This window comes from Arthrobacter rhombi (genome assembly GCF_900163545.1).
GTDB lineage: Bacteria > Actinomycetota > Actinomycetes > Actinomycetales > Micrococcaceae > Arthrobacter_H > Arthrobacter_H rhombi_A.
Genome location: NZ_FUHW01000021.1, coordinates 11,845 through 36,744, shown reverse-complemented (window position 1 = coordinate 36,744; position 24,900 = coordinate 11,845). Strand labels below are relative to the sequence as shown.

The 24,900-nt window shown below is 60.5% G+C and carries 16 protein-coding genes and 1 pseudogene; 8 read left to right on the top strand and 9 right to left on the bottom strand.

The annotated features are described in order from the left end of the window. Positions 1-268 precede the first annotated feature (268 nt). A complete protein-coding gene (locus FM101_RS04955) occupies positions 269-1,099 on the top strand; it encodes an aldo/keto reductase (RefSeq protein ID WP_086996348.1) in 831 nt (276 codons plus the stop codon). Here FM101_RS04955 and FM101_RS04950 read toward each other — a convergent pair. From FM101_RS04950 to ffh, 4 genes are all read right to left on the bottom strand, one after another. Continuing rightward, positions 1,096-3,663 (bottom strand): bifunctional lysylphosphatidylglycerol flippase/synthetase MprF, encoded by a 2,568-nt coding sequence (locus FM101_RS04950; protein ID WP_086996345.1) that lies wholly within the window; start codon positions 3,661-3,663, stop codon positions 1,096-1,098. The genes FM101_RS04955 and FM101_RS04950 overlap by 4 nt on opposite strands. Next, positions 3,664-4,926 carry an alpha/beta hydrolase gene (locus FM101_RS04945; RefSeq protein ID WP_179204240.1) on the bottom strand — a complete coding sequence of 421 codons (1,263 nt, stop codon included), beginning with the start codon at positions 4,924-4,926 and terminating at the stop codon, positions 3,664-3,666. Positions 4,927-5,076: 150 nt separating this feature from the next. Next, on the bottom strand, positions 5,077-5,706 hold the full coding sequence (locus FM101_RS04940; RefSeq protein WP_143269216.1) for a hypothetical protein: 630 nt from the start codon (positions 5,704-5,706) through the stop codon (positions 5,077-5,079). Between the two features lie 20 nt (positions 5,707-5,726). Then, positions 5,727-7,295, bottom strand: a complete 1,569-nt coding sequence (gene ffh / locus FM101_RS04935) for a signal recognition particle protein (protein ID WP_086996335.1) — start codon at positions 7,293-7,295, stop codon at positions 5,727-5,729. Between the two features lie 140 nt (positions 7,296-7,435). Between ffh and FM101_RS04930 the strand changes: the two genes are divergently transcribed. From FM101_RS04930 to FM101_RS04920, 3 genes are all read left to right on the top strand, one after another. After that, the gene (locus FM101_RS04930; protein ID WP_086996332.1) at positions 7,436-8,920 is read left to right on the top strand and encodes a glucose-6-phosphate dehydrogenase; all 1,485 of its coding nucleotides are present in this window, start codon (positions 7,436-7,438) and stop codon (positions 8,918-8,920) included. Between the two features lie 130 nt (positions 8,921-9,050). Then, positions 9,051-9,494 (top strand): universal stress protein, encoded by a 444-nt coding sequence (locus tag FM101_RS04925; RefSeq protein ID WP_218778260.1) that lies wholly within the window; start codon positions 9,051-9,053, stop codon positions 9,492-9,494. A 193-nt stretch (positions 9,495-9,687) separates the two neighbouring features. After that, on the top strand, positions 9,688-10,134 hold the full coding sequence (locus FM101_RS04920) for a universal stress protein (RefSeq protein WP_086996425.1): 447 nt from the start codon (positions 9,688-9,690) through the stop codon (positions 10,132-10,134). A gap of 110 nt (positions 10,135-10,244) precedes the next feature. Here FM101_RS04920 and FM101_RS04915 read toward each other — a convergent pair whose 3' ends face one another. The 4 genes and pseudogenes from FM101_RS04915 to ftsY form a co-directional block, all read right to left on the bottom strand. Next, positions 10,245-11,279, bottom strand: coding sequence for an acyltransferase family protein (locus tag FM101_RS04915; protein WP_086996328.1), 1,035 nt, complete (start codon positions 11,277-11,279; stop codon positions 10,245-10,247). 99 nt (positions 11,280-11,378) lie between these two features. Beyond that, a pseudogene (locus FM101_RS04910) lies at positions 11,379-12,526 on the bottom strand (IS3 family transposase). A gap of 457 nt (positions 12,527-12,983) precedes the next feature. Then, positions 12,984-13,643, bottom strand: coding sequence for a CatB-related O-acetyltransferase (locus tag FM101_RS04905; RefSeq protein WP_179204239.1), 660 nt, complete (start codon positions 13,641-13,643; stop codon positions 12,984-12,986). A 219-nt stretch (positions 13,644-13,862) separates the two neighbouring features. Further along, positions 13,863-15,074, bottom strand: a complete 1,212-nt coding sequence (gene ftsY, locus FM101_RS04900) for a signal recognition particle-docking protein FtsY (protein ID WP_143269214.1) — start codon at positions 15,072-15,074, stop codon at positions 13,863-13,865. 35 nt (positions 15,075-15,109) lie between these two features. Between ftsY and FM101_RS04895 the strand changes: the two genes are divergently transcribed. Next, on the top strand, positions 15,110-16,318 hold the full coding sequence (locus tag FM101_RS04895; RefSeq protein ID WP_086996323.1) for an MFS transporter: 1,209 nt from the start codon (positions 15,110-15,112) through the stop codon (positions 16,316-16,318). On the opposite strand, the gene smc is transcribed toward FM101_RS04895, so the two are convergent. After that, positions 16,302-19,913, bottom strand: coding sequence for a chromosome segregation protein SMC (gene smc / locus FM101_RS04890; protein ID WP_179204238.1), 3,612 nt, complete (start codon positions 19,911-19,913; stop codon positions 16,302-16,304). The two genes, FM101_RS04895 and smc, sit on opposite strands and share 17 nt — an antisense overlap. 229 nt (positions 19,914-20,142) lie before the next feature. Between smc and FM101_RS04885 the strand changes: the two genes are divergently transcribed. Genes FM101_RS04885 through FM101_RS04875 form a run of 3 tightly spaced genes read left to right on the top strand, consistent with a single transcriptional unit; the run spans position 20,143 to position 24,862 of the window. After that, positions 20,143-21,168: a 3-oxoacyl-ACP synthase III gene (locus tag FM101_RS04885; protein ID WP_179204237.1), complete on the top strand. Its 1,026-nt coding sequence runs from the start codon at positions 20,143-20,145 to the stop codon at positions 21,166-21,168. Beyond that, complete coding sequence (locus tag FM101_RS04880) at positions 21,162-23,843, top strand: alpha/beta fold hydrolase (RefSeq protein WP_086996313.1); 2,682 nt, start codon at positions 21,162-21,164, stop codon at positions 23,841-23,843. The genes FM101_RS04885 and FM101_RS04880 overlap by 7 nt, the downstream gene beginning before the upstream one ends. Continuing rightward, on the top strand, positions 23,840-24,862 hold the full coding sequence (locus FM101_RS04875; RefSeq protein ID WP_086996310.1) for an NAD-dependent epimerase/dehydratase family protein: 1,023 nt from the start codon (positions 23,840-23,842) through the stop codon (positions 24,860-24,862). Before FM101_RS04880 ends, FM101_RS04875 begins: the two co-directional genes overlap by 4 nt. Positions 24,863-24,900: the final 38 nt, after the last annotated feature.

The following is a 24,900-nucleotide window of genomic DNA, read 5'->3' as shown; positions in this document are numbered from 1 at the left end:
GGACCGGAGAAACGAAGCCTACCTCCAGCACGATGGGCCAACAACAGTCCGTCGCCAGAGGCGATCTCCCACCCACAGCGGGCACGGGCCCACGCTGCAATGTATCAATGGCACCCAACGCCCAACCACATCGGTAGATGCCGAGATCTTCCACAGCGACGCTGATGATCCCCTCTGCACGTTCGGCGCTTTCCACGACGGGCGGCGAGCAGCCCGCAGCAGCTTTGCATGATTTCATGTGACGGAGACGTGAACGAAAGGACCCATCATGCGAACAGTTCAACTACCTAACGGGACGACCATGCCCGCGATGGGCCAAGGCACCTGGTTCCTCGGCGACGATCCCCAGCGTCGGGCGCAGGAGATCGCTGCGCTGCGTGCCGGCGTTGAATGCGGCCTGACCCTGATCGACACCGCTGAAATGTATGGAGGCGGTCGCTCGGAGGACCTCGTCGGTGAGGCCATCTCCGGCTGTCGCGACGACGTGTTTCTGGTCAGCAAGGTCCTCCCCGGATCCAACCGCGCGGAAACCATCGAAGCCTGCGAGAAGAGCCTGGAACGCCTGGGCACCGACCATCTGGATCTGTACCTGCTCCACGGGGTCGGACCCGCACCGTTTGAGGAGACGCTCGAGGGCTTCGAGCATCTCGTCGCTGCGGGCAAAATCGACCAGTTCGGTGTCAGCAACCTGGACCTCGAGGAAATGCAGTACTTCCACTCGTTGCCCGGCGGCGGTCACACCCAGGTCCAGCAGCTGCTCTACAACCTCAACCAGCGAGGGATCGAATGGGACCTCCTGCCGTGGTTGCAGCGGAAGGGTCTGGGCATGATGGCCTATTCCCCGTTCGACCGGGGCGATCTGGCCCATCACGCGGGGCTCACCGACTTCGCTCGTGAACGTGGTGCCACCGCAGGCCAGGTCGCACTGGCCTGGCTTTTGGCGCAAGACCAGGTCATTCCCATCCCCAAGACCTCCCAGGTGGAGCGGGTCACCGAGAATGCCGGCGCCCTCGAACTAGAACTCACGACGGCGGACTTGACGGCACTCGATGACCTCTTTGCTCCGCCGAACGGGCCCGAGTCGCTACAGATCTATTAGTGACGGCTCAACAATGTCCTGGCCAGTGACCAGCCGGCGCTCAATGATGCGTCGCCGATATAAGCCTTGGAGATGGCGACGGAAATGGCTGGCAGGGCGGCTGCGTCGGGGTAAACCATGTATTGGGGGACGAACTGTGGCTGAAATTTTTTCTTGAAGGACATCAGCGATTGGAATCCATAGACCGGCTCCAAGGTGGCTGCCAGCCAACCCAGGACCCGCTCCATGGGCGGCACTCCGGTGTCATCTCCGGTCAGCGACACCATGCCTTGAGGATTGTCCGCGGAGACTAACGGCGCCCCGGACAGGCTGGCGAAGGAATAGCCCTGCGCTTGGAGCGTCAGTGCCGCGGTGCCAATCAGGAACTCCACGACCGGCCTGAATCCTCCCTGTCTCCGACGCATGAAATCAAGCGTCCACCCTGTCACTTGCCCGCCATGCCGGACCGGCAGCCACGAGGTGGCCCCTTGCAGTACACCCGCGTCGTCAACGGCCAGCAACAGCCTCACCTCGGGATCGACCAGCTCAGCCACCCCGCCCAGGGTGAAACCGAGCTCGGGCATGCCCCGGTCGGCAACCCACTCCTCGGAGATGGCGCGTAGTTGTTCGCGCATGTTCAGGGTCAACAGCGAGTATTTGCTCCACACCGCCTCGACACCCGACTTCTCTGCCCGGTTCAGTGCCGTGCGCACATCCTGAAACTTCTTCCCGGTGAACGCCATGGAACCGAGTGGGAGCACCGTTTCGGTGGCGACGCGAACCCTGCTGAACGTCTCCGGCGGCAACGCGTCAGCGACTTCGCTCGTCACGGAGTAGAAGCACGGGATCCATGCGTGGCTCATGCAATACTCGGCGAATCCGCGAACCACCGCAGCAACATCCTGGGGCGCTGCGATGGGGTTGCTCGTAGTCAAAGCGACTCCGGCGATCACCCGGTAGGCGATGAACGAGCGACCATCTGGTGCGAACCAGTAGCTGTTTCCCTCCCATGTACTCATCCACGAGAAGGTCCCTCCCGTCCCCTCGCGCACCAGGGCCCGGGCGCGGGTCCTATCTGCCGTCGATTCGTAGTCCCCTGCCGCGATGAAGGATGCGAGCAGCCAGAAGCAGACGGCAGTCCAAAAGAGGATCCCCAACCCCTCGAACAGGATGGTCGTGGCCGCGGTGATCGGCACAAACTCCGGGCTGATATGAAGGGCATAGACCAAGGGAACGAAACGTTCGGGCAGGTTCTCTGCCAGTTCCCCGAGATCCGGGACCGGGCGGAACCCCTCGCGCAACCAGAACCCCACCCCAAGGTAGAGAGCCGACAGGAAAACCCCGAGCAGCAGGACCTTGCGCAGCAGTCGAGGGTTCACTCGGGGCGGCGCACTGAGGCGGAACAGTCGCTGGGTGGCCAGCAAGAGGAGAAAGACGGCCAGCGGGGCCAGGAAGGGCAGGATGATGGCCTTGGCTTGCCCGTAGTCGGTGAAGTCATATTCGCCCAACCCCTCCAACAAGCCAGCGTCCGGGACCCTGGCCTGAAGCACGACGCCGGCCAGGAAGATCAGGGTCAACCCGGCCATGGCCCCCTGGACCACGACTGCCGCCCACCAGGCGAGGCGGCGCCCCCGCCGCAGACCGTCAGCCATAACCACCAGAAGAATGGAAGGAAGGACTGCGGAGAACATGGCGCCGAGGCCGGCTCGTTGTTGAAGCTGTGCTGCGGCGCATTCGTTGATGTGTTCCGGACTCGAGCACAACTCGGCGAGTGACTGGGGATCGACCGGCACAATGTTGGTTCCCAGATAGCGCAGAACGGCCAGCGGCCCCACCGCCCCGGGTGAAAGGGCCGCCACCACGGGCCCCAGCGCCGCAGCGCAGATGACGACTGCCACGAGGACGCGGCCCTCATGACGTGTAGCCCTGATTCGTGGTCTGCCCGGCCGTTGACCGATCAGCAGCGGACCGAGCAACAGTCCTATCAGGACCGCCCCCAAACGCATGAAATCCGGCAGCGTCCCGGCATACAGTGCGGTCACCAGTACAACGGCTAGCAACCCGGTGCGCAGCCGTCTGCGCCACATCACCCGTAGCCCCGCGGTCGCTGCCATCGCCGTGCCGCAAGCAATGACCGTCACCCCCACCAGGAGGCCCGGCTCAGCTCTATGGACCGCTGCGCCCGGTTGGATCAAGGCCACGAACAGTGCCCCAGCCGCCAACGCCGCAGACTGGGTAAACAGGAAGGCGACGAGAAATCTCAGGCTACCCATCCTGGTCTCCACCCACAGGCCCACCACCGTCAGGGCGATCCCGCCCAAGATGAACGCCGTCAGATGGCTGGTGCTGGGCAGGTAGGCGTCCCACGCCGCGGGCACAGGCGACAGAACGGTTGGATCCGGCATACGAGAGCCTGCCGGGTCGAGGCGAATCAGCCCGTGCCGACCGTCCTGGTGGTGTCCCCTGCTAGCGAGGCCGGCGGCGACATAAGCACAGAGCAGGACGAGGGTGACCGGCAGCCGCAGGAGCTTTCCCTGAATGCCGGCGCTCCAGGCATCAACCGAGTTTCTCTCTCCCAGGCTCATTTAGCGCACCATGCCCCAGTGAGGCGCCAGAAAATCCAGGCCCGCGGTAAGCCCCGCCCTGGCGGCCGCCCACGAGTGGCCCGCTCCGGGGACCCGGAGTTCCTTCACCTGCATACCTGCGGCACGGGCAGCGGTGACCACCACCTCCATATCGGGACCATATTGATGATCGCTGGCCCCCACCGAAAAGAAAGCGTGGGTTGAGGGAAAACGTTGGTGGTGCAGGAGCGTGAGTGGCAGGCGGGACTCGAAGGCAGCCGTGTTTCCGCCAAAGGATTTGTCGATGGTCTCGGTTCGGCTGACCGACAGGGCCGGCTCCTGCTGACCGGAGAGATCAATGATGTTCGGGTAGAGCTGCGGATGCAGGGTGCCCATTTGCAGCGCGCAGGTACCTCCGAAGGAAAACCCGCCAAAGGCCCAACCCGGGCTGGGTCTTTGCACGTTGAGCGTCTTGGCGATCCAGGCCGGCACGTCGGCCGAGAGGTAGGTGTCCGCCTGGGCGATGTCTGAATCCATGCACATTGAATTTCCGCTAGCGCTTCCATTGGGATCCGCGACAACGACCACGGGTGCCATGCCGTGGTGCGCAGCGGCAAAGGAGTCCATGATCCCTGGCAGATGCCCCGCGTCGAGCCAACGTTGCGGTCCGCCGGGCTGCCCGGCGACCAACACCAAGACGGGTAGCTGCCTCGGTCCCGACGGTTCGTAGGCGGGCGGCAGGTAGATGATGGCATCGCGCGCCGTGAACTTCGAAACGGTCCCCGGGATCGATGCCTGACTGACGGTACCGTGCATTGGAATCTTCTGGCTGCCGGTCCCGGATCCGCCGCGCATGAGGTTCGGTGGCAGGGCTTGCACCGCCACTTGATCGCCCAACAGGCTTCTCACATTCACGTATTGCCCGAAATAGGCGTTCAGTTGCAATCCGGCGAGGAGAACGACGGCGATGGCCGCCAGTGTGGCCAGGAGCTTCCAGGTCCAGGGAGACTTTGACGCCGAATACACGCCCAACAGGATTCCGAACAGAGCCAAGCCCGCCCAGGCGATGACGACCAGTGGGAGCGGATCGGCGATGACGAAACAGACGTACACGAGCAGAAGATAGATCACCCAGGTGACCAGAGCCGCGGCCAAGACAAGCAAGGGGTAGGCGAGCCACCATCGACGGCGTTGACGCGGTAGCACCAGGAAGATGAGGCCGATAATACCCACTACCCAAACCAGTGGGGGTAGCCAGCCGCCGACGAGGCTGATCGATTCCACAGCATCCATAGGTTCCGGCCCGCCAGTGCTGTGCCGGCCCGTGCCGGACCCACTAGGCCCCTCCGATGTGGACTCTACGCCTGGAACGCCATACTTGACTCGATGGACAGGCGATTATTTATCGTCGGGGCTGCGACACGCAGCCTGCGCTCATCCTCGCGTTGGGCGCAACCCAGGTACCGGCGCGGTCGTCGGTAGTTCGGGCATGAGACCGCGGGGAGGCTGCCGGTTACCCGGTACATGGCGAGGGGTCATGTCCCTGCCGTGCTCGAGTTCGGTCACTCCCCCGAGCTCCAGTGCGCGGACGCCGGCTGCGGCGCGTTCCGCGTCCCCGGGTGGCAACAGGACCGGAAGTTGATCCAGCGGGCAGAATCTAACCTGGAGCAGCCCGCCGTCGGCGGTGAAGCGTTCCACATCGGTGACCCAGGTGCCCCCGTCGTACACGAAGAACTCTTGGCCCGTGTCATTTCCTCCGGCCGAGTGCGCTCCTCCGGTAGCGGGGCGGAAATCATGGACCAGCATCCGGCCCATCGAGGGTTCCAAAGCCATCCGGGCCAGGATCGAGGCGGCAGCCCCGCGCGGTGTCGCCCCTGACCTGACCTGGGCGGTCGGTAGCACCCAGTCCGGCTCCGAGTCCTCGCCGTAACGGGATTCGTTGACTCCCACAGCGTCCTTGACGGTCAGGACGGCCCCATCGGAGCGCCGTACCAGGGTCGAAGCGTAGGCCTGGTGCTTCCACCGGGCGCCAAGGAATCCGTCAAGTCCCTGCACAACAGTCATCAGCCGCTACCGCCGCCGACCTATTTGCCCAGGAACTTATCAAAGCCCTTGGGCAAGTTCAGGTCCGAGGGCTTGAAGTCCTGCCCGCCCTGTTGCCCGAAGGAGGCACCCGTCGGGGCCGAGGGAGCAGCCGACTTGCGGTTCTTGGAATCCAATTCCGCCTGAGCAGCCTTGGCCGGGTTTCCGAACTTCTGCTTCTTCTTGCCAGCGCCTTTACCCTTTTTGGCGCCGCCCCGACCACCGCCACCGGGCATGCCCGGCATCCCACCGCCAGCGGCCATGCGCTTCATCATCTTTTGTGCTTCACCAAAGCGCTCGAGCATCTGGTTGACCTCGGAAACGCTCACGCCTGAACCCTTGGCGATACGGGCTCGACGAGAACCATTGATGATCTTCGGCGCCACGCGTTCGTGCTGGGTCATCGAGCGGACGATGGCTTCGATCCTGTCGATCTGACGCTCATCGAATTGCTCGAGCTGCTGTTTGGAGATGGCGGCTCCGGGCATCATGGAGAGCATTTTCTTCATGGAGCCCATTTTTTTGATTTGCTGCATCTGCGACAGGAAGTCGTCCAGGGTGAAGTCCTCACGGTCGGCGAACTTCTGCGCCATCCGTTCGGCTTCGCCCTTGTCCCAGTTCTGCTCAGCCTGTTCGATGAGCGTCATCATGTCGCCCATGTCCAGGATGCGGCTGGCCATCCGGTCCGGGTGGAAGACCTCAAAGTCGCTCAGGTTCTCGCCGGTCGATGCGAACATGATCGGCTTGCCGGTCACCGAGGCAACGGACAGCGCGGCGCCACCGCGCGCGTCGCCATCGAGCTTGGAGAGCACCACACCGGTAACTCCGACACCCTCGTTGAAGGCCTGGGCCGTGTTGACAGCGTCCTGGCCGATCATCGCGTCGATGACGAACAGGACCTCATGCGGATTCACTGCCGAGCGGATGTCGGCAGCCTGCTGCATCAGCTCCTCATCGACACCCAGACGGCCGGCGGTGTCAACAATCACCACATCGTGCTGCTTCTGCCGGCCTTCGGAGACGCCGTTGCGGGCGACGACGACCGGGTCGCCGGTGGCCTCCTCAAATTCCGAGGAGACGCCTGGGTGTGGGGCATAGACCGGGACACCCGCGCGTTCACCGTTGACCTGGAGCTGCTTGACGGCATTGGGCCGCTGCAGGTCACAAGCCACCAGCAGCGGGGTATGTCCCTGGGCCTTGAGGTATTTGGCCAGTTTGCCCGCCAGCGTGGTCTTACCCGCGCCCTGGAGGCCCGCCAGCATGATGACCGTCGGTGGAACCTTGGCCAGGTTTAGCCTGCGGGTCTCCCCACCGAGGATGCCTACCAGTTCCTCGTTGACGATCTTGATGATTTGCTGGCCCGGGTTCAGCGCACCGCTGACTTCGGCGCCCAGTGCACGTTCCTTGACCTGTGCGGTGAAGGCACGCACCACCGGAACGGCGACATCGGCGTCGAGTAGGGCGCGCCGGATCTCCCGGACGGTCCCGTCGACATCGGCTTCGGAAAGGCGTCCCTTGCCGCGCAGGCCCTTGAAGGTCGCTGTCAGCCGGTCGGAGAGAGAATTGAACACGTGAGCTGAACTACTTTCGTGTGGGTGGCTGCGGGAAACCCCGCTGGACTCGACTACCAAGGTTACCAAGGTCCAACGTGCCCGACGGTATCGGCCAGCAGGGGCAGACACAGTGGGCGCAATGGTGGCAAGCTAGGCAGGTGAGTGAAGCGAAGAAATCCCATGTCAAGACGTTACTCATCCTCGGCGCCTCAGGGGACCTGACCGGAAGATTGCTGCTGCCAGGTCTGGCTGCCCTCATCTCCAAGGGAGATCAGCCTGACTTGATCCTCGCCGGGGCCGGCTCCCCGGATTTCACCCCCAAAGATTGGTCCAACCGCGTCACCGAGGCCTTCGCCAACGCACGGACGAAGGCTTCCGGAGACGGTGCCGCACATTTGGACCGCATTGCCCGGCAGACGACGTACACGGCCCTCGACGTCACCGCACCGGGCGAACTCGGCAAACTACTGGCCACGTGCGAGGGCCCGATCGCCCTGTATTTCGCGCTTCCCCCGACGGTCAGCCAGAAAGCCTGCGAAGTCCTGACACCGGAAGAAGTCCCCGAGGGTACCTCGCTGGTCATGGAGAAGCCCTTCGGTTCCAGCGCCGAATCAGCCCACGCCCTGACCAAGACACTCACCCGCCTGGTGCCCGAGGAATCCATCCAGCGTGTGGACCACTTCCGGGGCAAGGCCACGGTCTTCAACATCCTGGGCCTACGCTTCGCCAACCGCTTCCTAGAACCACTGTTCAGCAGCGAACACGTGGCGAAGATGGAGATCTTCTACGACGAAGACCTGGCCCTGGAGTCCAGGGCAGGATACTACGACCATGCCGGTGCCCTACGGGACATGATCCAGTCACACCTCTTGCAGATCTTGGCCCTGCTGACCCTCAACGCCCCCGCCACTTTGGGCGAACGGGATCTACGCGACCACATCGGTTCGGTCCTTCGGGCGACGAAGGTCCCCACCGACTACACCAAAAGCACCCGGCGTGCCCGCTACACCGCTGGGACGAGCCGCGGACACCATGTGCCTGATTACACCTCCGAAGACGGTGTGGATCGGACCAACAACACCGAAACCCTGGCGGAGATCGAAGTCGAGATCAACAACTCCCGCTGGTCTGGCGTACCGTTCATCCTGCGTTCGGGAAAGGCTCTGGCGCAGCCCCGCAAAGAGGCCGTCATCACCTTCAAGCCGGTCGCCCACCTACCGCAGGGCTTCACCGGCAACGACTCCCCCACCCGCCTGCGCATCGGTTTCGGCCCGGACATCCTTCAACTCGAGCTAGACGTCAATGGCCCCGGGGACATGTACAACCTGGACCGTGTCGGTCTTTCAGCCCAGCTCAACACCCCCGACCTGCTGCCCTACGGTGAAGTTTTGGCGGGCGTACTGGCCGGGGACCCGACGCTGTCGGTTCGTGATGACACCGCCGAACAATGCTGGCGGATCATCGAGCCGGTATTGGCCGCCTGGTCGAACGACGAGGTCCCGATGGAGGAATACCCCGCCGGCTCCAACGGACCCACCCACTGGATGACTTCCCAAGAAGTCGAGCTGGAGAGCGAACCGATGAAAGGCCTCCTTCCGGGCACCGAACTCTCACCACAGGACGCTCCTCCAGCAGCCGGCTGACCCCTCCGTACCCGCTGCTAAGCTGGCCTCAGGTGGACGAAACGGTCCTGCCATCCGGCACGTCCTCTGCAACAGCGACCGTGATCTTCGAAGGTGTGCTTGGAGCACACCGGAGGTGGTGAACGAACACATGGCAACCAAACCAGTAGTCGTCGGCATCGATGGCTCCAACGACTCCAAGGCAGCCCTTCAGTGGGCCGTGGAGTATGGGAAGCGCTTCGACCTTCCGGTCTACGCTGTGGCGGTCTGGGAACTTCCGTTGGCCTTCGGGAATATGGCCACCTACCCAGAGACCGGCGCACAAGTTGAGGAACGCACCAGCAAGGTCCTCAACGAAGCAGTTCAAGAAGCCGTCGGCGCAGATTCCGGAGTGCTTCAACGCACCGAACGTGGGCACCCCGCCAAAACTCTGGTGGAAATCTCGGAGTCCGCCGAGCTCTTGGTCTTGGGCACCAGGGGTCGCGGTGCTTTCCGGGGCATGCTGTTGGGCTCCGTCAGTCAGCACTGCGCGTCTCATTCAAAATGCCCCTTCGTCGTCATTCGGCATCCGGAGAGCGACGTCGAAGCGAAGTAATTGATGTTCGAGTCGCCGCAGGGTCGAAGGACCCTCCGGCGACCCCAGTCTGGCCCCGGATCAGGGCTCTGCCGCCTTGATATGCTGGCTCTTGAGTGGACGAGGCGGTCCTGCCAGAAGGCACGTCCACCAGAACCGTGGCCGCAGTCTTCAAGGGTGTGCTCAGTGCACACCGGAGGTGGTGAACGAAATCATGGCAACCAAACCAGTTGTGGTCGGAGTCGATGGGTCCGATGATTCCAAGGCAGCCCTGAAATGGGCCGTGGAATACGGGCAGCGGTACGAAGCTCCTGTAGAGGCACTGGCCGTTTGGGATATCCCGACGAGCTACGGATACTTGGCCGCGTATGCAGAGTCCGGGGAGAAAATCGAGGCGCGGGCACGTGAACTTCTCGAAGAAACCGTCGCCGAAGCCGTTGGAGCAGACTCCACCGTTATTCGGCGGACCGAGCGTGGCCATCCTTCCTCAACGCTGGTCGAAGCGTCGAAAGACGCACAGCTACTGGTCTTGGGCACCCGAGGCCATGGAGCCTTTGCAGGCATGCTGCTGGGCTCCGTAAGCCAGCACTGTGTGGCACATTCGAAATCCCCTTTCGTCGTCGTTCCCAGCGAAAAGGAAGATAAGAAAAAGCGCAAATAGCCGTGCGGCCTGGAGTAGATCGCCGGCGGCCTACTCCAGGCTCAATGCCCTTATTTTATCGCGGTGAACATTCGTCGCGGCGCGTGGTGGAGAAGCAAACGCCGGGCCCGTCATGAAGATGCTGTTTGCAGCTTCGAATTCTTATTGGTTGCCTGTTGAGTTGACGGTTTGAAAAAGTACCCGCTGATAGTGCGCATCACGGCATTGGTGCGTGGACCCGAAGTCAATAACACCGTGGCCGCGGTCAGGGTCAACACAAAAGCAAGTGCAACGACGTTATTCCGTGCCAACACTGCGGGCAGGTACAGTTCGGCGCCCAGCACGATGAACCCGTGCAACAAGAAGACTGGCAACGTGTGACGGCCCACCATGGCCAATCCCGGGGACTCACGCTGCGGTACGAGCATCAGGAACGCCATGATTCCCAGGGATGCTGCGAGAAGAAGTACGGTCCTGATGACCAAGCCTTCTGCTGGATTCACCTCCAAGCTTTCGGCGCTCAAGCTGCCGTAAAACCATTCATGCTTAAGGTGTGCAAAATACAAGACCATCAGGGCTGACGCGGCACCAGCGACTGTTACGCCCTTGAGCACCTTCGTGGAGCTCATGCACCAATCGAGTATCCGTTTGCCGTACGCGTATCCAACAGCATAGAACGGCAGGAAGACCAAAGCTCGCCCCAATGACAAGGGGTAGCCAATCCACGGGACAGCAGTGACTGCGATGGCTAAAGCGGTAGAGACCGCAACGGAAGCCCTGGGAAATTTATCGATGATGGGCGTGAGTAACAACCACCAGATCATCGCCACCAGAAACCAGAGCATCCAAAAAGGAGTATCCCATTCAAACTCTGCGCCCGGTTTAAGGACGCGGGTCGCTCCGAAATATAGGAATTGGAAGAGGACTAACAACACCAGAAGCGGGCCCACTCTCCGGACCAAATTTTTTGGAGTTCCAGTGATCCCAGTGAGGAACGCGAAAGCTGGCATATGAAATGCGTATATGAGCGTCAAAGGGAGACGCACCGTAGTTGCCGACCAAACATTCGTTCCCTCAAGCAAATGTCCGAGGACCACCAGCCCAATCAGGAGCCCTTTGGCAATGTCGAGACGCTGGTCGCGCCGCTTCACCTCAACTGCTTTCATCACACTACGGTAACAATTGGTTGTGTCTGAGGCTAGCAACCAAAAACATCGAAGACTTTCTTCGACGACGTGGCTGGGTCCCCGATAGCAGTCCAGTGCCTATGCGATAGCTAGCTGGATCTCTGCGACCCATGAATCCCACCGGCTGTTCGACGTCTTGCCATCCAGAGATCCGTGGGGCCGTTCCTGATTTTAGATGCTCCGGTACTCCTCGGCGAGATACTTCGCGTCGGCCATCGTGTCGATGATTTCTCCTGCCAGTTGTTCCCGTCTGAATTGGGCGTTGAAGGATTCGATGAACGCGTTCTGCCACGGCGATCCAGGGTCGATAAAAGCGGTCTTCGCCCCCGTCGTGGCGCACCAACTGATCAGTGCCTCGGCGGTGAACTCGGGGCCGTTGTCGCACCGCACGTTGGCCGGCTCGATACCGGTCTCGGCGATGATACCTTCCAGCACCGCGACGACGTCGGGTGTAGCGAAGGAGCGGCGTGGCACGATCGCCAGCGCCTTACGCGTGTACTCGTCGAGACGAAAGAAAAACCGGACGTGACGCCCGCAGGAAGTCACGTCGGACTGGAAGTCGAAGCTGAGAACGTGCATTCCGTACAGGGCCGACAGACGCTTCTCCTCACCGGCACCGGGGCCCGTACGGCGTTTCTTGCGCCGCTTGGGTTTGCAAGTCATCCCCTCATCGCGCCAGAGCCTGCGCACGCGCTTGCGGTTCAACGTCATGTCCTGCCACCGGGATTGTCCCAGCAGGTGCCAGCGGGCCTTGAGCCATCCCCAGGCCGGATACTTGGACGCGATAGAGCGTAGATCAGCGCAAAGTTGATGTTCCTCCGCGCTGCTGCCCGGTTTGGTTTTGCGCAGCGCAGAGCGGTTTTGCCCCAATACCGTGCATGCGAATCTTTCGGATGCCCCGAACTTCTCCTGGGCCATGCGCACGGCACGGCGACGAGGTCCGGGGCTTAGAATCTTCCCTTGGCGACCTCGCCCAGGATGTCGTTGGCCAGAACCTGATCGGCCAGCAGCTTCTTCAGCCGGGCGTTTTCCTTCTCAAGTTCCTTCAGCCGCCTAGATGACTCGGCGTTCTTCTCACCGCCGTATTGATTTAGCCACCGGTACCAAGTCGCTTCGGTGACCTCGAGTTCTTTCAGGAACTCGATGAGTGGGCGATATTCGTTGAGCATCCTCTGTCCCTGTCGGACCTTGGCGATGACCTGGTCCGGGGTATGTCTGCGTGCTATGACTCGTGGATTTCCTCCTGCATCCACTATCGGATGCGAAACTCACATAGTCACTGGACTTCTACGGTGGGGCCCAGCCAGACGAACTTCTGACGCACCAACTGGCTCTAAGCCGTGCCCTGCACATATCTGTCCAAAGGCCACTCGAGAACAATAAGAATTTCGCCTATGCGATATTCCGTCGCTGTATAGGCGTGGTCCAGCCGACGCTTCAGTGACGGTCTATTGCTCGACGTCGTGAGTTTTCCTCAGCCCAGTCTTCCTGAGCAAGAAGCGAAGGTTTATTTATCGAGATCCATCCCCAAGCGGAATCGTTCGGGGGATTAATTCGGTTTAGACACGTTGACCACAATCATGGGATGCGAGACCCTATCGAAGAATTCTCAGGAACTCGCTGGGATACTTCCCAGAATAAAACCACACTGAATACCTCTGCAACGCCGAACCGGCAATGGGTCTACTCTTGGTCCGAATCCAAGTAGTCTGTGACTCTCAACGAGCGGAAATGGGCACGAGGCACATGGCCATCGAGGATGCGATCTGCCAACAGGTCTAAAGAGGTATCTACATCTTCGAAAAGATACTGGGGCTCATATTCCCACCATTTACTCTCAAGAAGTTTCTCACCAATGTCCGGATGAATTCGCATGCGGATTACCTTCGCTGGATTCCCACCAACAATTGAATATGGCGGAACGTCTTTTGTGACAGTGGAATTTGCGGCGATCATCGAGCCGGTACCAACAGTGATGCCCATGTTTATGGTAACCCCAGTACCGATCCACACGTCGTGTCCTATGGTTGGGTACGGCTTCTCTCCGGTCACGTCAAAATCCGCCGCATACTCCAAAAGACTCTGAGTCTGAGAGCCCTTGTACAGCATATTCCGTGAGCGGAAGCTGATGGCTGAGGTGGTTAACAGATTTAATGGATGCACGGAATCCGTGAAACGAAGTCCTGTGGAGAAAGAGCAGTACCTGCCGACATTAACCCCATCGGGCAACGCTGACATCGAGTAGCTGAACGCGCCGATAGAAGCGAACCCAGGACGCCTGCGCCCTCCCGGCATGCCTTTATAGGCCCCCCCATATAGGCCACTATTCTGTTCTATCCTCACGTCGTGTGACAGTTTAATCGGAGTGCCCGCCTTTAACCAGCCGTATGCTTCTGCGGTTGGTGGCGGACAGTTGTACTTGAGTAGGACGGTATCTCTATGCAGGGCTTCGAAAAGCCTCCAGCCAGCAATCACTGTTACTCCAATCGGTCGTTCCCCCCGATGGTGTCCGGCGCTTGATATTCTAACTGGTCTACTACCCATCTTCTGCGAGACTCATTTTTAATCGAGTAGTGCGTCGACAAAGCCCTCTGCGTCGAAAGGTGCCAGATCGTCAGGTCCCTCGCCCAATCCGATCAGCTTTACCGGCACACCGAGTTGGCGCTGGATAGCGACAACGATGCCACCTTTTGCCGTTCCGTCGAGTTTGGTCAGAACAATTCCGGTGACGTTAACAACTTCGGAGAACACCTTCGCCTGGTTCAGGCCATTCTGGCCAGTGGTGGCGTCGATGACGAGCAGAACCTCATTGACGGCAGCCTGCTTTTCAACGACTCGCTTAATTTTGCCCAGTTCGTCCATCAGCCCGACCTTGTTCTGCAGGCGGCCGGCGGTGTCGATCATGACAACGTCAACTTCCTGATCGATACCAGCCTTCACGGCTTCGAAAGCCACGGACGCGGGGTCTGCACCGTCAACATCGGAACGGACGGTAGGGACACCTACTCGGGCCCCCCACGTTGCCAATTGTTCGGCAGCTGCTGCACGGAACGTGTCAGCAGCCCCGAGGAGCACGTCTTTGTCCTCGGCAACGAGGACGCGGGCAATCTTGCCGATGGTGGTCGTTTTTCCGACGCCGTTGACGCCGACGACCATGACGATCGACGGGCCGGTGGGCTGCCGATCGGAAACGATGGAGCGGTCCATGCTCGGATCAACCAGTTTGATGAGTTCAGTACGAAGCATCGACCTGACCTGGACAGGGTCACGGTGGCCTTCGACCTTCACCCGTTCACGAAGTGCTTCAACCAGTTCCTGGGTGGGTTCACTGCCGAGGTCTGCCAGCAGCAGCGTTTCCTCGATCTCGTCCCAAACGTCTTCGTCAATGTTGTCCTGTGACAACAGGGACAATAGGCCTTTTCCCAAAGCGTTGTTTGACTTGACCAGACGCGCCCGGAGGCGCGCCAGCCGACCGAGAACTGGCGCCGGGACATCAACGGCAATCTCTTGTTTTCCTATTGAATCTTCGGGGGCCGGTGCAGTGCCCGGGCCGCCCACACTTTCGACGTCCTGCTCAAGAGCTTTACCCGGATGGGTCAGCGTGTCGGTTCCATCACTGCTGGCATTCCCGGGGGCCGGATCATTCGCGTCCCGGGGTCCGTCGTAGGTACCGGGGGGCGTCTTGCGTCCCCGGAGGAAGAAGGCAGTTCCCAAGCCCACGACAAGGACTACAACGATGACGATGGCAATAATCAGGAGGGTTTCTGTAGACACGGGACTAGCTTCTCACAGACTAGGCTGTTGGCTTGATGAGCACACCCATACGTCCTCCGAAACAACCGACGATCCCCCGCGAAATTAAGGTCCTAATTGCTGCGGCTTTCGTGATCGCGTTGGGCTTCGGCCTGATCGCACCGATTCTGCCCCAATTTGCCAAGAGCTTCGACGTCGGGATCGCCCAAGCCGGTTTCATCGTCAGTGTTTTCGCACTCACCCGTTTAGCCTTTGCCCCGGTCAGTGGTCGATTGACGTCGGCTCTCAGTGAGCCCCCGGTGTATGTCGGCGGCGTGCTCATCGTTGCGGTATCGACCATCCTCTGTGGTTTTGCGCAGGACTACACCCAATTGCTGGTCTTCAGGGCAGCTGGTGGTCTGGGTTCGACCATGTTCACTGTTTCCGCTATGTCGCTCATCGCCCGGCTAGCGCCCACCGAGATACGAGGTCGAATCTCGGGCTACTACGCCGGATCATTCCTGATCGGTAACATCGTGGGTCCTGTGCTCGGCGGTTTCCTAGCCGTCTTCGGTTACCGCTTGCCGTTCTTTATCTACGGCGGAGCACTGATCATCGCAGCAGCTATCGTGTACCTGTCTCTTTTGGGAGTGCGATCGGGCGCGAAACGTGGGCCCCGCGACGAACGCCCAGCGATGTCATTCGCCGCTGCCTTGAAGAGTCCAACTTATCGGGCTGCCTTGTTTTCGGGCTTCGCGAATGGATGGTCCAATTTCGGCGTACGGGTAGCCTTGGTACCCCTGTTTGCCGCGCAGGTCTTTGACGATGGGGCAGCACTAGCAGGTCTGTCGTTGGGAATATTCGCCATTGGAAACGGTGCTGCGCTCACCTTTGCCGGACGAATCACCGATAAATATGGGCGGCGCATGCCGGTTTTGGTCGGACTGACGGTGGGGTCAGTCGCCATGGCCGGGATTGGGCTGACCGACAACGCGGTACTGTTTATCGCGCTCTCGATCATTGCCGGCGCCGGTATCGGATTTATGAACCCCGCGCAGCAAGCTGCCGTAGCCGACGTCATCGGCCGCGATCACAATGGCGGCAAAGTCATGGCCGGCTTCCAGATGGCCAGCGATTCCGGCGCCATTTTAGGCCCCGTAGTTGCGGGGCTCATCGCGGACCAGATGGGCTTCGGGTGGGCATTCGTCGTAACCGGAATCATCGGCGTGGCCGGTGCAGCTGCATGGATTCGCGTAAATGAAAGGCGGTCTACAACCGTTGGCTAATGACCTTCGTGACCCCATCGCCGCGCATGGAGACGCCATACAGGGCGTCAGCGATCTCCATCGTGCGCTTTTGATGCGTGATGATGATCAGCTGACTAACTTCTTGGAGCTCGCGGAAAATCACCAGTAGTCGCCCCAAGTTCGTATCGTCCAGGGCAGCCTCGACCTCATCCATCACGTAGAACGGCGATGGGCGGGCTTTGAAGATCGCTACCAGGAGCGCAACGGCAGTCAATGATCGCTCTCCACCAGAAAGTAGTGAGAGACGCTTGATCTTCTTGCCGGCTGGACGGGCTTGCACTTCGATCCCCGTATTGAGCATGTCGTCTGGGTCGGTCAACACCAGTTTTCCCTCACCGCCCGGGAACAGTGTGGCAAAGACTTGTTCAAACTGTTCGGCCGTATCGTCGAAGGCCTCCGTGAAGACGCGTTCAACTCGTTCATCCACGTCGCGAATGATGTCCAGAAGGTCTTTGCGACTGGATTTCAGATCCTCAAGTTGCTCCGCCAGGAACCTGTGGCGTTCCTCAAGTGCCGCAAACTCTTCTAAGGCCAAGGGGTTGACCTTGCCCAAGGACGCTAGATCCTTTTCTGCCTTCCGTAAACGTTTTTCCTGCTCGTGACGGTCGAAGGGTCGTCCCACCGGCTCCGGGTTTCCGTCCATGTCCACGTCTTGACGCAAAGCCGCCCACTTATCACTCTCCTGGTCAGGTTGTGGGACCGGTAGGTCGGGACCATAGTTTTCGATGAGATGCTCAGGCGTCATCCCCAACTCTGCGAGGGCCCGGGCTTCAAGGCTTTCAATGCGCAGGTGTTGTTGGGCACGCGCCAACTCATCACGATGCACGGAATCAGTGAGCCCGGCCAACTCACTACCTAGTTCATTTGATCGGGTTCTGGTTTGCCCCAGCTCGACATTTATTTGGTCGCGATGCTTCGTTAGCCGTGCGTGTTCGTCCGCAGCTTCCTGCAATGAGCATTCAAGGTGTTCTTGCACCAACAAGATCGCCTGTCCGACGGCTTGAGCACGTTTGGCTTGACGACGTCGTAGCGCGGCTCTCCGCTCAGCCTGTTCACGGTTACGGCGTTCCCCCGCGGCGGATTTCACGAGTGATTCAATGCGGCTCGACAAGCTCTTGACCTGCTCTTCACTGCCCCGCAGAGCCAACCGTGCGTCAAGCTCTCGCTCACGGGCCTTGGCGGCCTCTGCATCTAGCCTCGCGCGCGTTGAGCTGTCTGGTTCTTCATCAGCTGGGGCCTCCCGGGTAGCAGCCAGGCGCTCCTCAAGTGCAGCCAGGGTTTTCTTGGCTTCGGCTACCGACTCCGTGGCAACGCTGATCCGGTCTCTTGATCTTTCGACCTCTGCGGCAGCTTCTCGGGCTGTGGCTCCGAGAGTTGCCAGCTGTTCAGCAACGCCGGTAATGCGGGCATCTGATTGGTACAACTTTTCAAGTGCCGTATCGACAGCCCCGGCAGCCTCGCTGCGTGTAGTTTCCAGCGCTGAGCGTTGGAAACGAAGCTGTTCGTAGCATGCGGTGACGTCATGGAGTTCGACGTTGGTGGCATCAATGGCCGCTTGTTGCTCCACAAGTGATGAACCGGTGCCAGATCCTCCGGCAAGGCTATTCGTCGAATGGACCACGCCATCGCGAGTGACCACAGTAAATTGGGGTGCTGCGGTCAGGAGTTCAACAGCGCCTTTCCTATTTTCAGCGACCATGACGTTGCGCAGAAGATGCCGGACAGCTTCGGCGAGGCCGTCGGGGGATGCTTCCTTGACATCCACGAGGCCCGAAGCCCACAAGCCGCCAGCGGGCAGTAGATTCCTCTTCGCGTGCGTTTCCGTCCGCTGGTCCGCGAGAAGAGCATCTGACTCGGCTGCCTGCGGAAAGATCAGGTGGACACGGCCTGATTCCTGTTCGACGACTGTGTCCAAAACATGCTGAGCTTCGTCGGCGCTACAGGCACTTAGCGCCTCGGCGTAGGTACCTAGCGCAGCGGCAATCGCCCCGTCGTATCCGGGTTCGACATGGAGCTCTGCACTAATACGCCCCCTAATGCCCTGATGCCCTGCTGCAAGAATCTCCTCGGAGGCATCCTTGCGGCTCATCGCAGAGTGCAGTGCGTCAAGACGAGCTTGAAGAGCGGCCCGTTCACGTTCTGCTTTTTGCTCCCGAGAAACTAACTGCTCCAACTCTCGATCGCAGGACGCCAAACGTTCCTCGGCCAATTCGTGCGAAGCGTCCAGGTCCTCTTCCGTGTCCTCAACACCGCTAGCCTGCTGTTCCAGTTCGGTATATTTCATCTGTGCCTCAGAACCGCGTACACGTGCGAGTTCGGCCGATGCCCGCAGTCTGCCCAGCTCACCCTCGAGTGATTCGACGCGGCTGCGTGCCGAGGCGACCTTTCCGGCCAAGGTAGCCAGTCCCTCGCGACGGTCAGCTATGGCACGCATCAATTCGGTCATTCGGCGGCCTTCCTCGGCCGCGGCCTGTTCCGATTCCTTCCGATCAGCAATCGCGGAATCGAGTACATTTGATGACTTATCGCGTTCGTTCTCAAGCTCTTCCAGATCAACGCGTAAACGCTGTGCTTGGCTTTCTAACCGGTCCGGTTCCCGCGACGGATCGTGCACGACGCGACTCTGCTCAGCCAAGCCGCGTTCGCGTTCTATCGCCAAGGCGTCCAGAGATCTGTACCGTTCTTTCATGGTGTTCAACCCGTGCCATGTCTCTCTAGTGGAGTTGAGGGCAGGAATAATGCTCGCGGCAGCAGATTCCAGCTCCTCGAGCCGGGCGCCGACTCGGGTAACCTCCACGTCGACTTCGTCCCGTCGCACAAGAATTCGTCGTTCGTCTTCGACCTCGCGATGGAGGGCTTCTTGGAGGGTCACCAACTCGTCGGCCAAGAGCCGAGAACGCGCATCGCGCACCTCAAATTGGACCGACTGTGCCCGACGTGCAACGTCAGCCTGTTTACCCAACGGTGTCAGCTGGCGCCGAACCTCTCCTGTGAGGTCCTGAAGGCGCGAGAGGTTGGTGGCCATTGACTCGAGTTTGCGTACGGTCTTTTCCCGACGTCTGCGGTGCTTCAGCACCCCAGCGGCTTCCTCAATAAAACCTCGGCGTTCATCAGATGTGGCATGAAGGATACGGTCCAGCTGCCCTTGCCCGACGATGACGTGCATCTCCCGGCCCATTCCGGTGTCGGAAAGCAATTCTTGGATATCGAGCAAGCGGCAGGACTGACCATTGATGGCATATTCAGAGCCGCCAGCCCGGAACAGGGTCCGGGTGATCGTCACTTCTGAATATTCGATGGGCAGGGCACCATCTGCATTATCGATAGTTAGCGAGACCTGAGCCCGCCCTAACGCCGGACGGCCAGAGGTTCCGGCGAAGATGACATCTTCCATCTTGCCGCCACGGAGTGTCTTAGCTCCCTGCTCCCCCATCACCCACGACAAGGCGTCGACGACGTTGGATTTCCCAGAACCATTCGGGCCAACCACGGCAGTGACGCCGGGTTCGAACTCAAAAGTCGTCGCTGAGGCGAACGACTTGAATCCACGAACGGTCAGGGTCTTGAGATGCACGGAGGTCTTTCGGACGGCGGGGCAAAGGTCTTCCTCCCTCCAATCTACTGTGTCTGGACTCCCGCGGCGGGTTTGCCACTCGAGGGGAGAAAAGTCACAGGCGGCGTTCATACCGCATGGCGAATGTGCGGGAACCACTTCGCAGAGTGCATAGTTAACGGTTGGAGAGTCTTCGCATCATAGGGATGCGTCGGCGGCAGATGAATCCTATATGGACGAAGGCTGGATATTGAGCGGCAATGCAACGTTTCGACACACCAACTCGGCGGTTATTGCCGTTACGAGTGTGGAGGCTCCCGTCGTCGTCACCTCGAGCGAATTCGATAAGCGACTAGAGCCGAGCCTCAAGCGACTGCGTCTGTCCAAGAAGCTCCTCGAACGGGTAGCCGGTGTCAGCGAACGACGCTGGTGGCCGGAAGGAACAGGATTCGACGACGCGGCTATCGAAGCCGGATCCAAGGCGTTAGCCGAAGCCGGAGTTGAAGCCGGCGAGATCGGCCTGCTCATCAATACCTCGGTCACCCGCAGGAATCTTGAGCCCTCCGTAGCCGTCAAAGTCCACAATGGGCTCGGTCTACCGTCCTCAGCCATGAACTTCGACCTAGCCAACGCTTGCCTCGGATTCGTCAACGGCATGACGCTGGCCGCGAATATGATCGATTCCGGGCAGATTAAGTACGCACTGATCGTCGCTGGTGAAGATTCCCAGATTGCCCAGGAACCAACCTTCGATCGATTGAACCGCGAAGATTCCACACGTGAGGACTACCTCCGCGAATTCGCAACCCTGACCTTGGGCTCTGGTGCTGCAGCCGCGGTCATCGGCCGCGCCGACGAACACCCAGGCTCACACCGCATCCTCGGAGGCGTCTCACGCGCCGGAAGCGAACATCACGAACTGTGCGTTGGCGGCCCACAGGGGATGTACACCGACACGAAAGGCCTGCTCGACAACGGTCTGAAACTCGTCGTCGACGCCTGGGACGAAGCCCATCAGGACGGTTGGAACTGGGGGTCCATGGACCGTTATGTCACACACCAAGTGTCCAATTCGTATACCAATGCCATTATCAAGGCCGTGAACCTCGTTCGGGACCGGGTGCCGATCACGTTCCCGAAATGGGGAAACGTCGGTCCTGCTTCGCTTCCCATGACGCTGGCCCAAGAGGCGAACACGCTCAACCCAGGAGACAGAGTGCTTTGCATGGGTGTCGGTTCCGGTCTGAACACGGCAATGCTGGAGCTGGCGTGGTAGCAAGGAGCTGGCCCGGGGTCCGCCCGGAATTCTCCCGATACCTTACCGTCCCCTCAACAGCCAGCTGTGATCCCGCCGGGTCCTCCCACCAATGGCATTTATTGGACAACCTGCCAGCGCTCGAAGCTCGGGAGGCAGCACCAGCAGGAACCATTCTGGCCGTACACGGAAATCCCACATGGTCCTACCTCTGGCGCAGCGTCCTTGAAGCCGGCGCCGAGGCCGAAACCCCATGGCGCGTAGTAGCCGTCGATCAGCTCGATATGGGTTATTCCGACCGGACTGGCACATTTCGCCGACTAGCGGATCGAGTCACCGACCTCGGGGACGTGACCGACGCACTGGGAATTGAAGGCCCCGTGGTGACTCTCGGCCACGACTGGGGAGGGCTCATCTCCCTGGGATGGGCGACACGGCATCGCGAACAGCTGGCAGGCATCGTCTTGACGAACACCGCAGTTCACCCCGCAGGTTTCTCCCTACCACCTGCCCTCAGTCTTGCACTGCACCCTGCGGTCCATGGTTGGGGCACGCGCGCCACCCCGACGTTCCTCAAGGTCACCCACGCGCTGGCACACCCGAGGCTTACTTCCGATGTTGAATCCGCCTTCATGTCACCGTACCGCTCAACACCAGCGCGTGCGGGTGTAGCCAACTTCGTCGCTGACATTCCGGCGACGCCGGAGCACCCCAGTTGGCACGCTTTGGAGCAGATTTCCGCGGACATCCAGACGCTCAATGTCCCGGCTCTCATGATGTGGGGGCCGCGCGATCCTATTTTCTCCGACCGCTATCTGCGCGACCTGATGGACCGTTTACCTCAAGCAGATGTGCACCGTTTCGAAGGTGCCGGTCACCTCCTTCCCGAAGATCGGGATATCGCCTCTCCCCTATTGGCTTGGCTCACCTCCACGGTGTGCAAAAGGCCGGGAACAAAGTCTTCGCTCCAGGACGACGCTCCGTCACGTGCCAATGCCGGATCCCAACACGGTTTACCGCCTCTCGACGTGAATACCGAATTCCGGAGCATGCTTGCCGAACTGGATGCCCGCCGTAATGACCACACCGATGCCGTCGTTGACATGGGCCCCACTCTCGGTGGGGTCCGAAGTTCCACTTCCCTGTCGTGGGCATCACTGGCCCGACGCGTCGATGCCGTTGCCCACGGCCTCTCCGAATTAGGTGTTCGCCGTGGCAATCGGGTGAACCTGCTGGTCCCACCAGGTGCCGAGCTCACCTCCCTGATCTACGCTTGCCTCCGACTGGGTGCCGTCATTGTCGTGGCCGATGCCGGGCTGGGGACAAAGGGTCTCGGCCGGGCCATCCGTGGCGCGGGCCCCAGTTTCCTCATTGGCATCGAACGTGCCCTGATGGCAGCCAGAGTACTGAATTGGCCCGGCCAACGGATTTCCGCCGGAGACCTGTCCCCCGCCAAACGCCGGCTCCTAGGCGTTATCGCCACCGTTGGCGATCTAGAAAAATCAGGACTGCTCAGCATCTCGGCTAGCGGCCCACCGTTCCCCGCGGCAGATCCCGACGCCGACGCCGCGATTTTATTCACCTCTGGTTCTACTGGTCCGGCGAAGGGCGTCGTCTATACGCATCGGCGGCTCGCCGCCATGCGAGATACCTTGCAGGCAACCTACGGATTGAAGTCTGGCGATGCGCTCGTGGCCGGGTTTGCCCCTTTCGCACTCCTGGGTCCGGCTCTCGGGGCTGTCTCCGTCACGCCCGACATGGACGTCACCTCGCCCCGAACCTTGACTGCCTCCGCGCTGGCCAATGCCGCGTCGGCCATCAACGCGACCATCGTTTTTGCCTCCCCAGCAGCCTTGGTCAATGTGGTGGACTCATCAGCCGCTCTCGACTCCGTCCAACGATCTGCCCTTGAACGTGTTGAACTCCTCCTCTCAGCCGGTGCACCTCTGGGAACCACCTTGTTACAGGTCGTCCAGGAATTAGCTCCCCAGGCAGAGGTTCACACGCCCTACGGGATGACTGAAGCATTGCCAATTACCGACATCAGTCTTCAAGGAATTCTCGCGGCCGGTACGGGAGATGGCGTGTGTGTCGGTCGCCCGGTGGCCGGAGCCCGAGTATCCATCGCTGCCTTGGATGACCAGGGCCAGGTGTCAGACAAACTGCGAGCCAACCCCGACCAGGTCGGAGAAATTGTTGTCTCAGCACCCCACGTCAAGGACCGCTATGACCGGTTGTGGATCACCCAACAAGCCAGCGCTATTCACCCCGGCTGGCACCACACAGGGGACGTCGGCCACCTCGACTCCGCGGGGCGTCTATGGGTCCAGGGTCGGCTGGGACATATCCTCACCACTCCTTCGGGGCTGATGACACCCGTTGCCGCAGAATTGGCTGCAGAGACCGTGTCGGGCGTTCGTCGTGCCGCTGTTGTCGGTGTCGGACCTGCCGGCACGCAAGCAGTGGTCGTCATCGTGGAAACAGAGGAACGGGCTCGTCGTTCAGGGCTGGCAGCCCAGGCGTTGACGCAGGATGTCCGTTCGTCAATAATTCAAGCCACTTCCATGTCTGTCGCTGCAGTATTGGTCATCCCCGATTTGCCCACCGACATCCGACACAATTCAAAGATCGACCGTTCCGCGCTTTCACAGTGGGCTACTGGTCTACTGTCTGGGAAAAAGGCAACCCTGCAATGAGTACTGCCAATCACGACAAGCTCGTCCTGGTGACCGGGGCGAGTGGCATGCTGGGACGGGCTGTGGCCGAAGAACTGCTGGCCCGCGGTTACCGTGTCAGGACCTTTCAACGCGGTCCCGCATCACTGCCCGGCGTCGAACAATGTCGGGGCTCTATCACCGATCCCCACGCCGTTGCCGCCGCTGTCGAAGGCGTTTCCGCTGTCGTACATTTGGCTGCGAAGGTCTCTTTCACCGGTGAGTGGGAGGAATTCGTAGCAACGAACATTGAAGGGACCAGAAATCTCTTGGACGCCGCCCGTACGGCCGGCGTGGAAAACTTCGTCTACGTTTCATCGCCCTCCGTGGCTCACCTAGGATCATCGATCGTCGGAGGGGCTGCCGGCGCTCCTGAACCTGCCGCTGCGCGGGGCTACTATGCTCGTTCCAAGGCCAGTGCAGAACTCTTGGCGCTGGAAGCCAACGGACCGTCATTTCGTGTGACCGCTCTGCGCCCACACGTCGTCTGGGGCCCGGGCGACACACAACTCGTGGAACGGGTCGTCGATAGAGCGCGTTCAGGCCGGCTGCCCTTGCTGGATGGCGGCCTGGCTCTGATCGATACTACGTATGTCGACAATGCGGCTTCCGCGATTGTTCAAGGGCTGGAACGGATCAGCGTTGCCCATGGTCTCTCCTTGGTCATCACCAATGGAGAGCCGCGTCCAGTCGGTGAGCTCATTGCCGGAATCTGTGCCGCCGGCGGCGTGCCCGCACCAAAGTTCAGTGTCCCCGGATCCTTGGCCCGCAGCGCAGGCAAAGTGATAGAGAGGCTTTGGACAGGAGCGCTGCGTCGCGGTTGGGTCTCCGATGAGCCACCGATGACGGAATTCCTCGCCGAGCAATTGTCAACCGCGCACTGGTTCGACCAACGCACCACGCATGAAGTCCTCGCATGGAAGCCCCTGCTTTCCATTGACGATGGGCTGTCCCGCCTCGCTGCCCACTATGGTGGTACTGCGCCGCGCACCGCGGAATAGACTGCCTCGCCACCCGCAACCGATGAGGAGTACCGTCT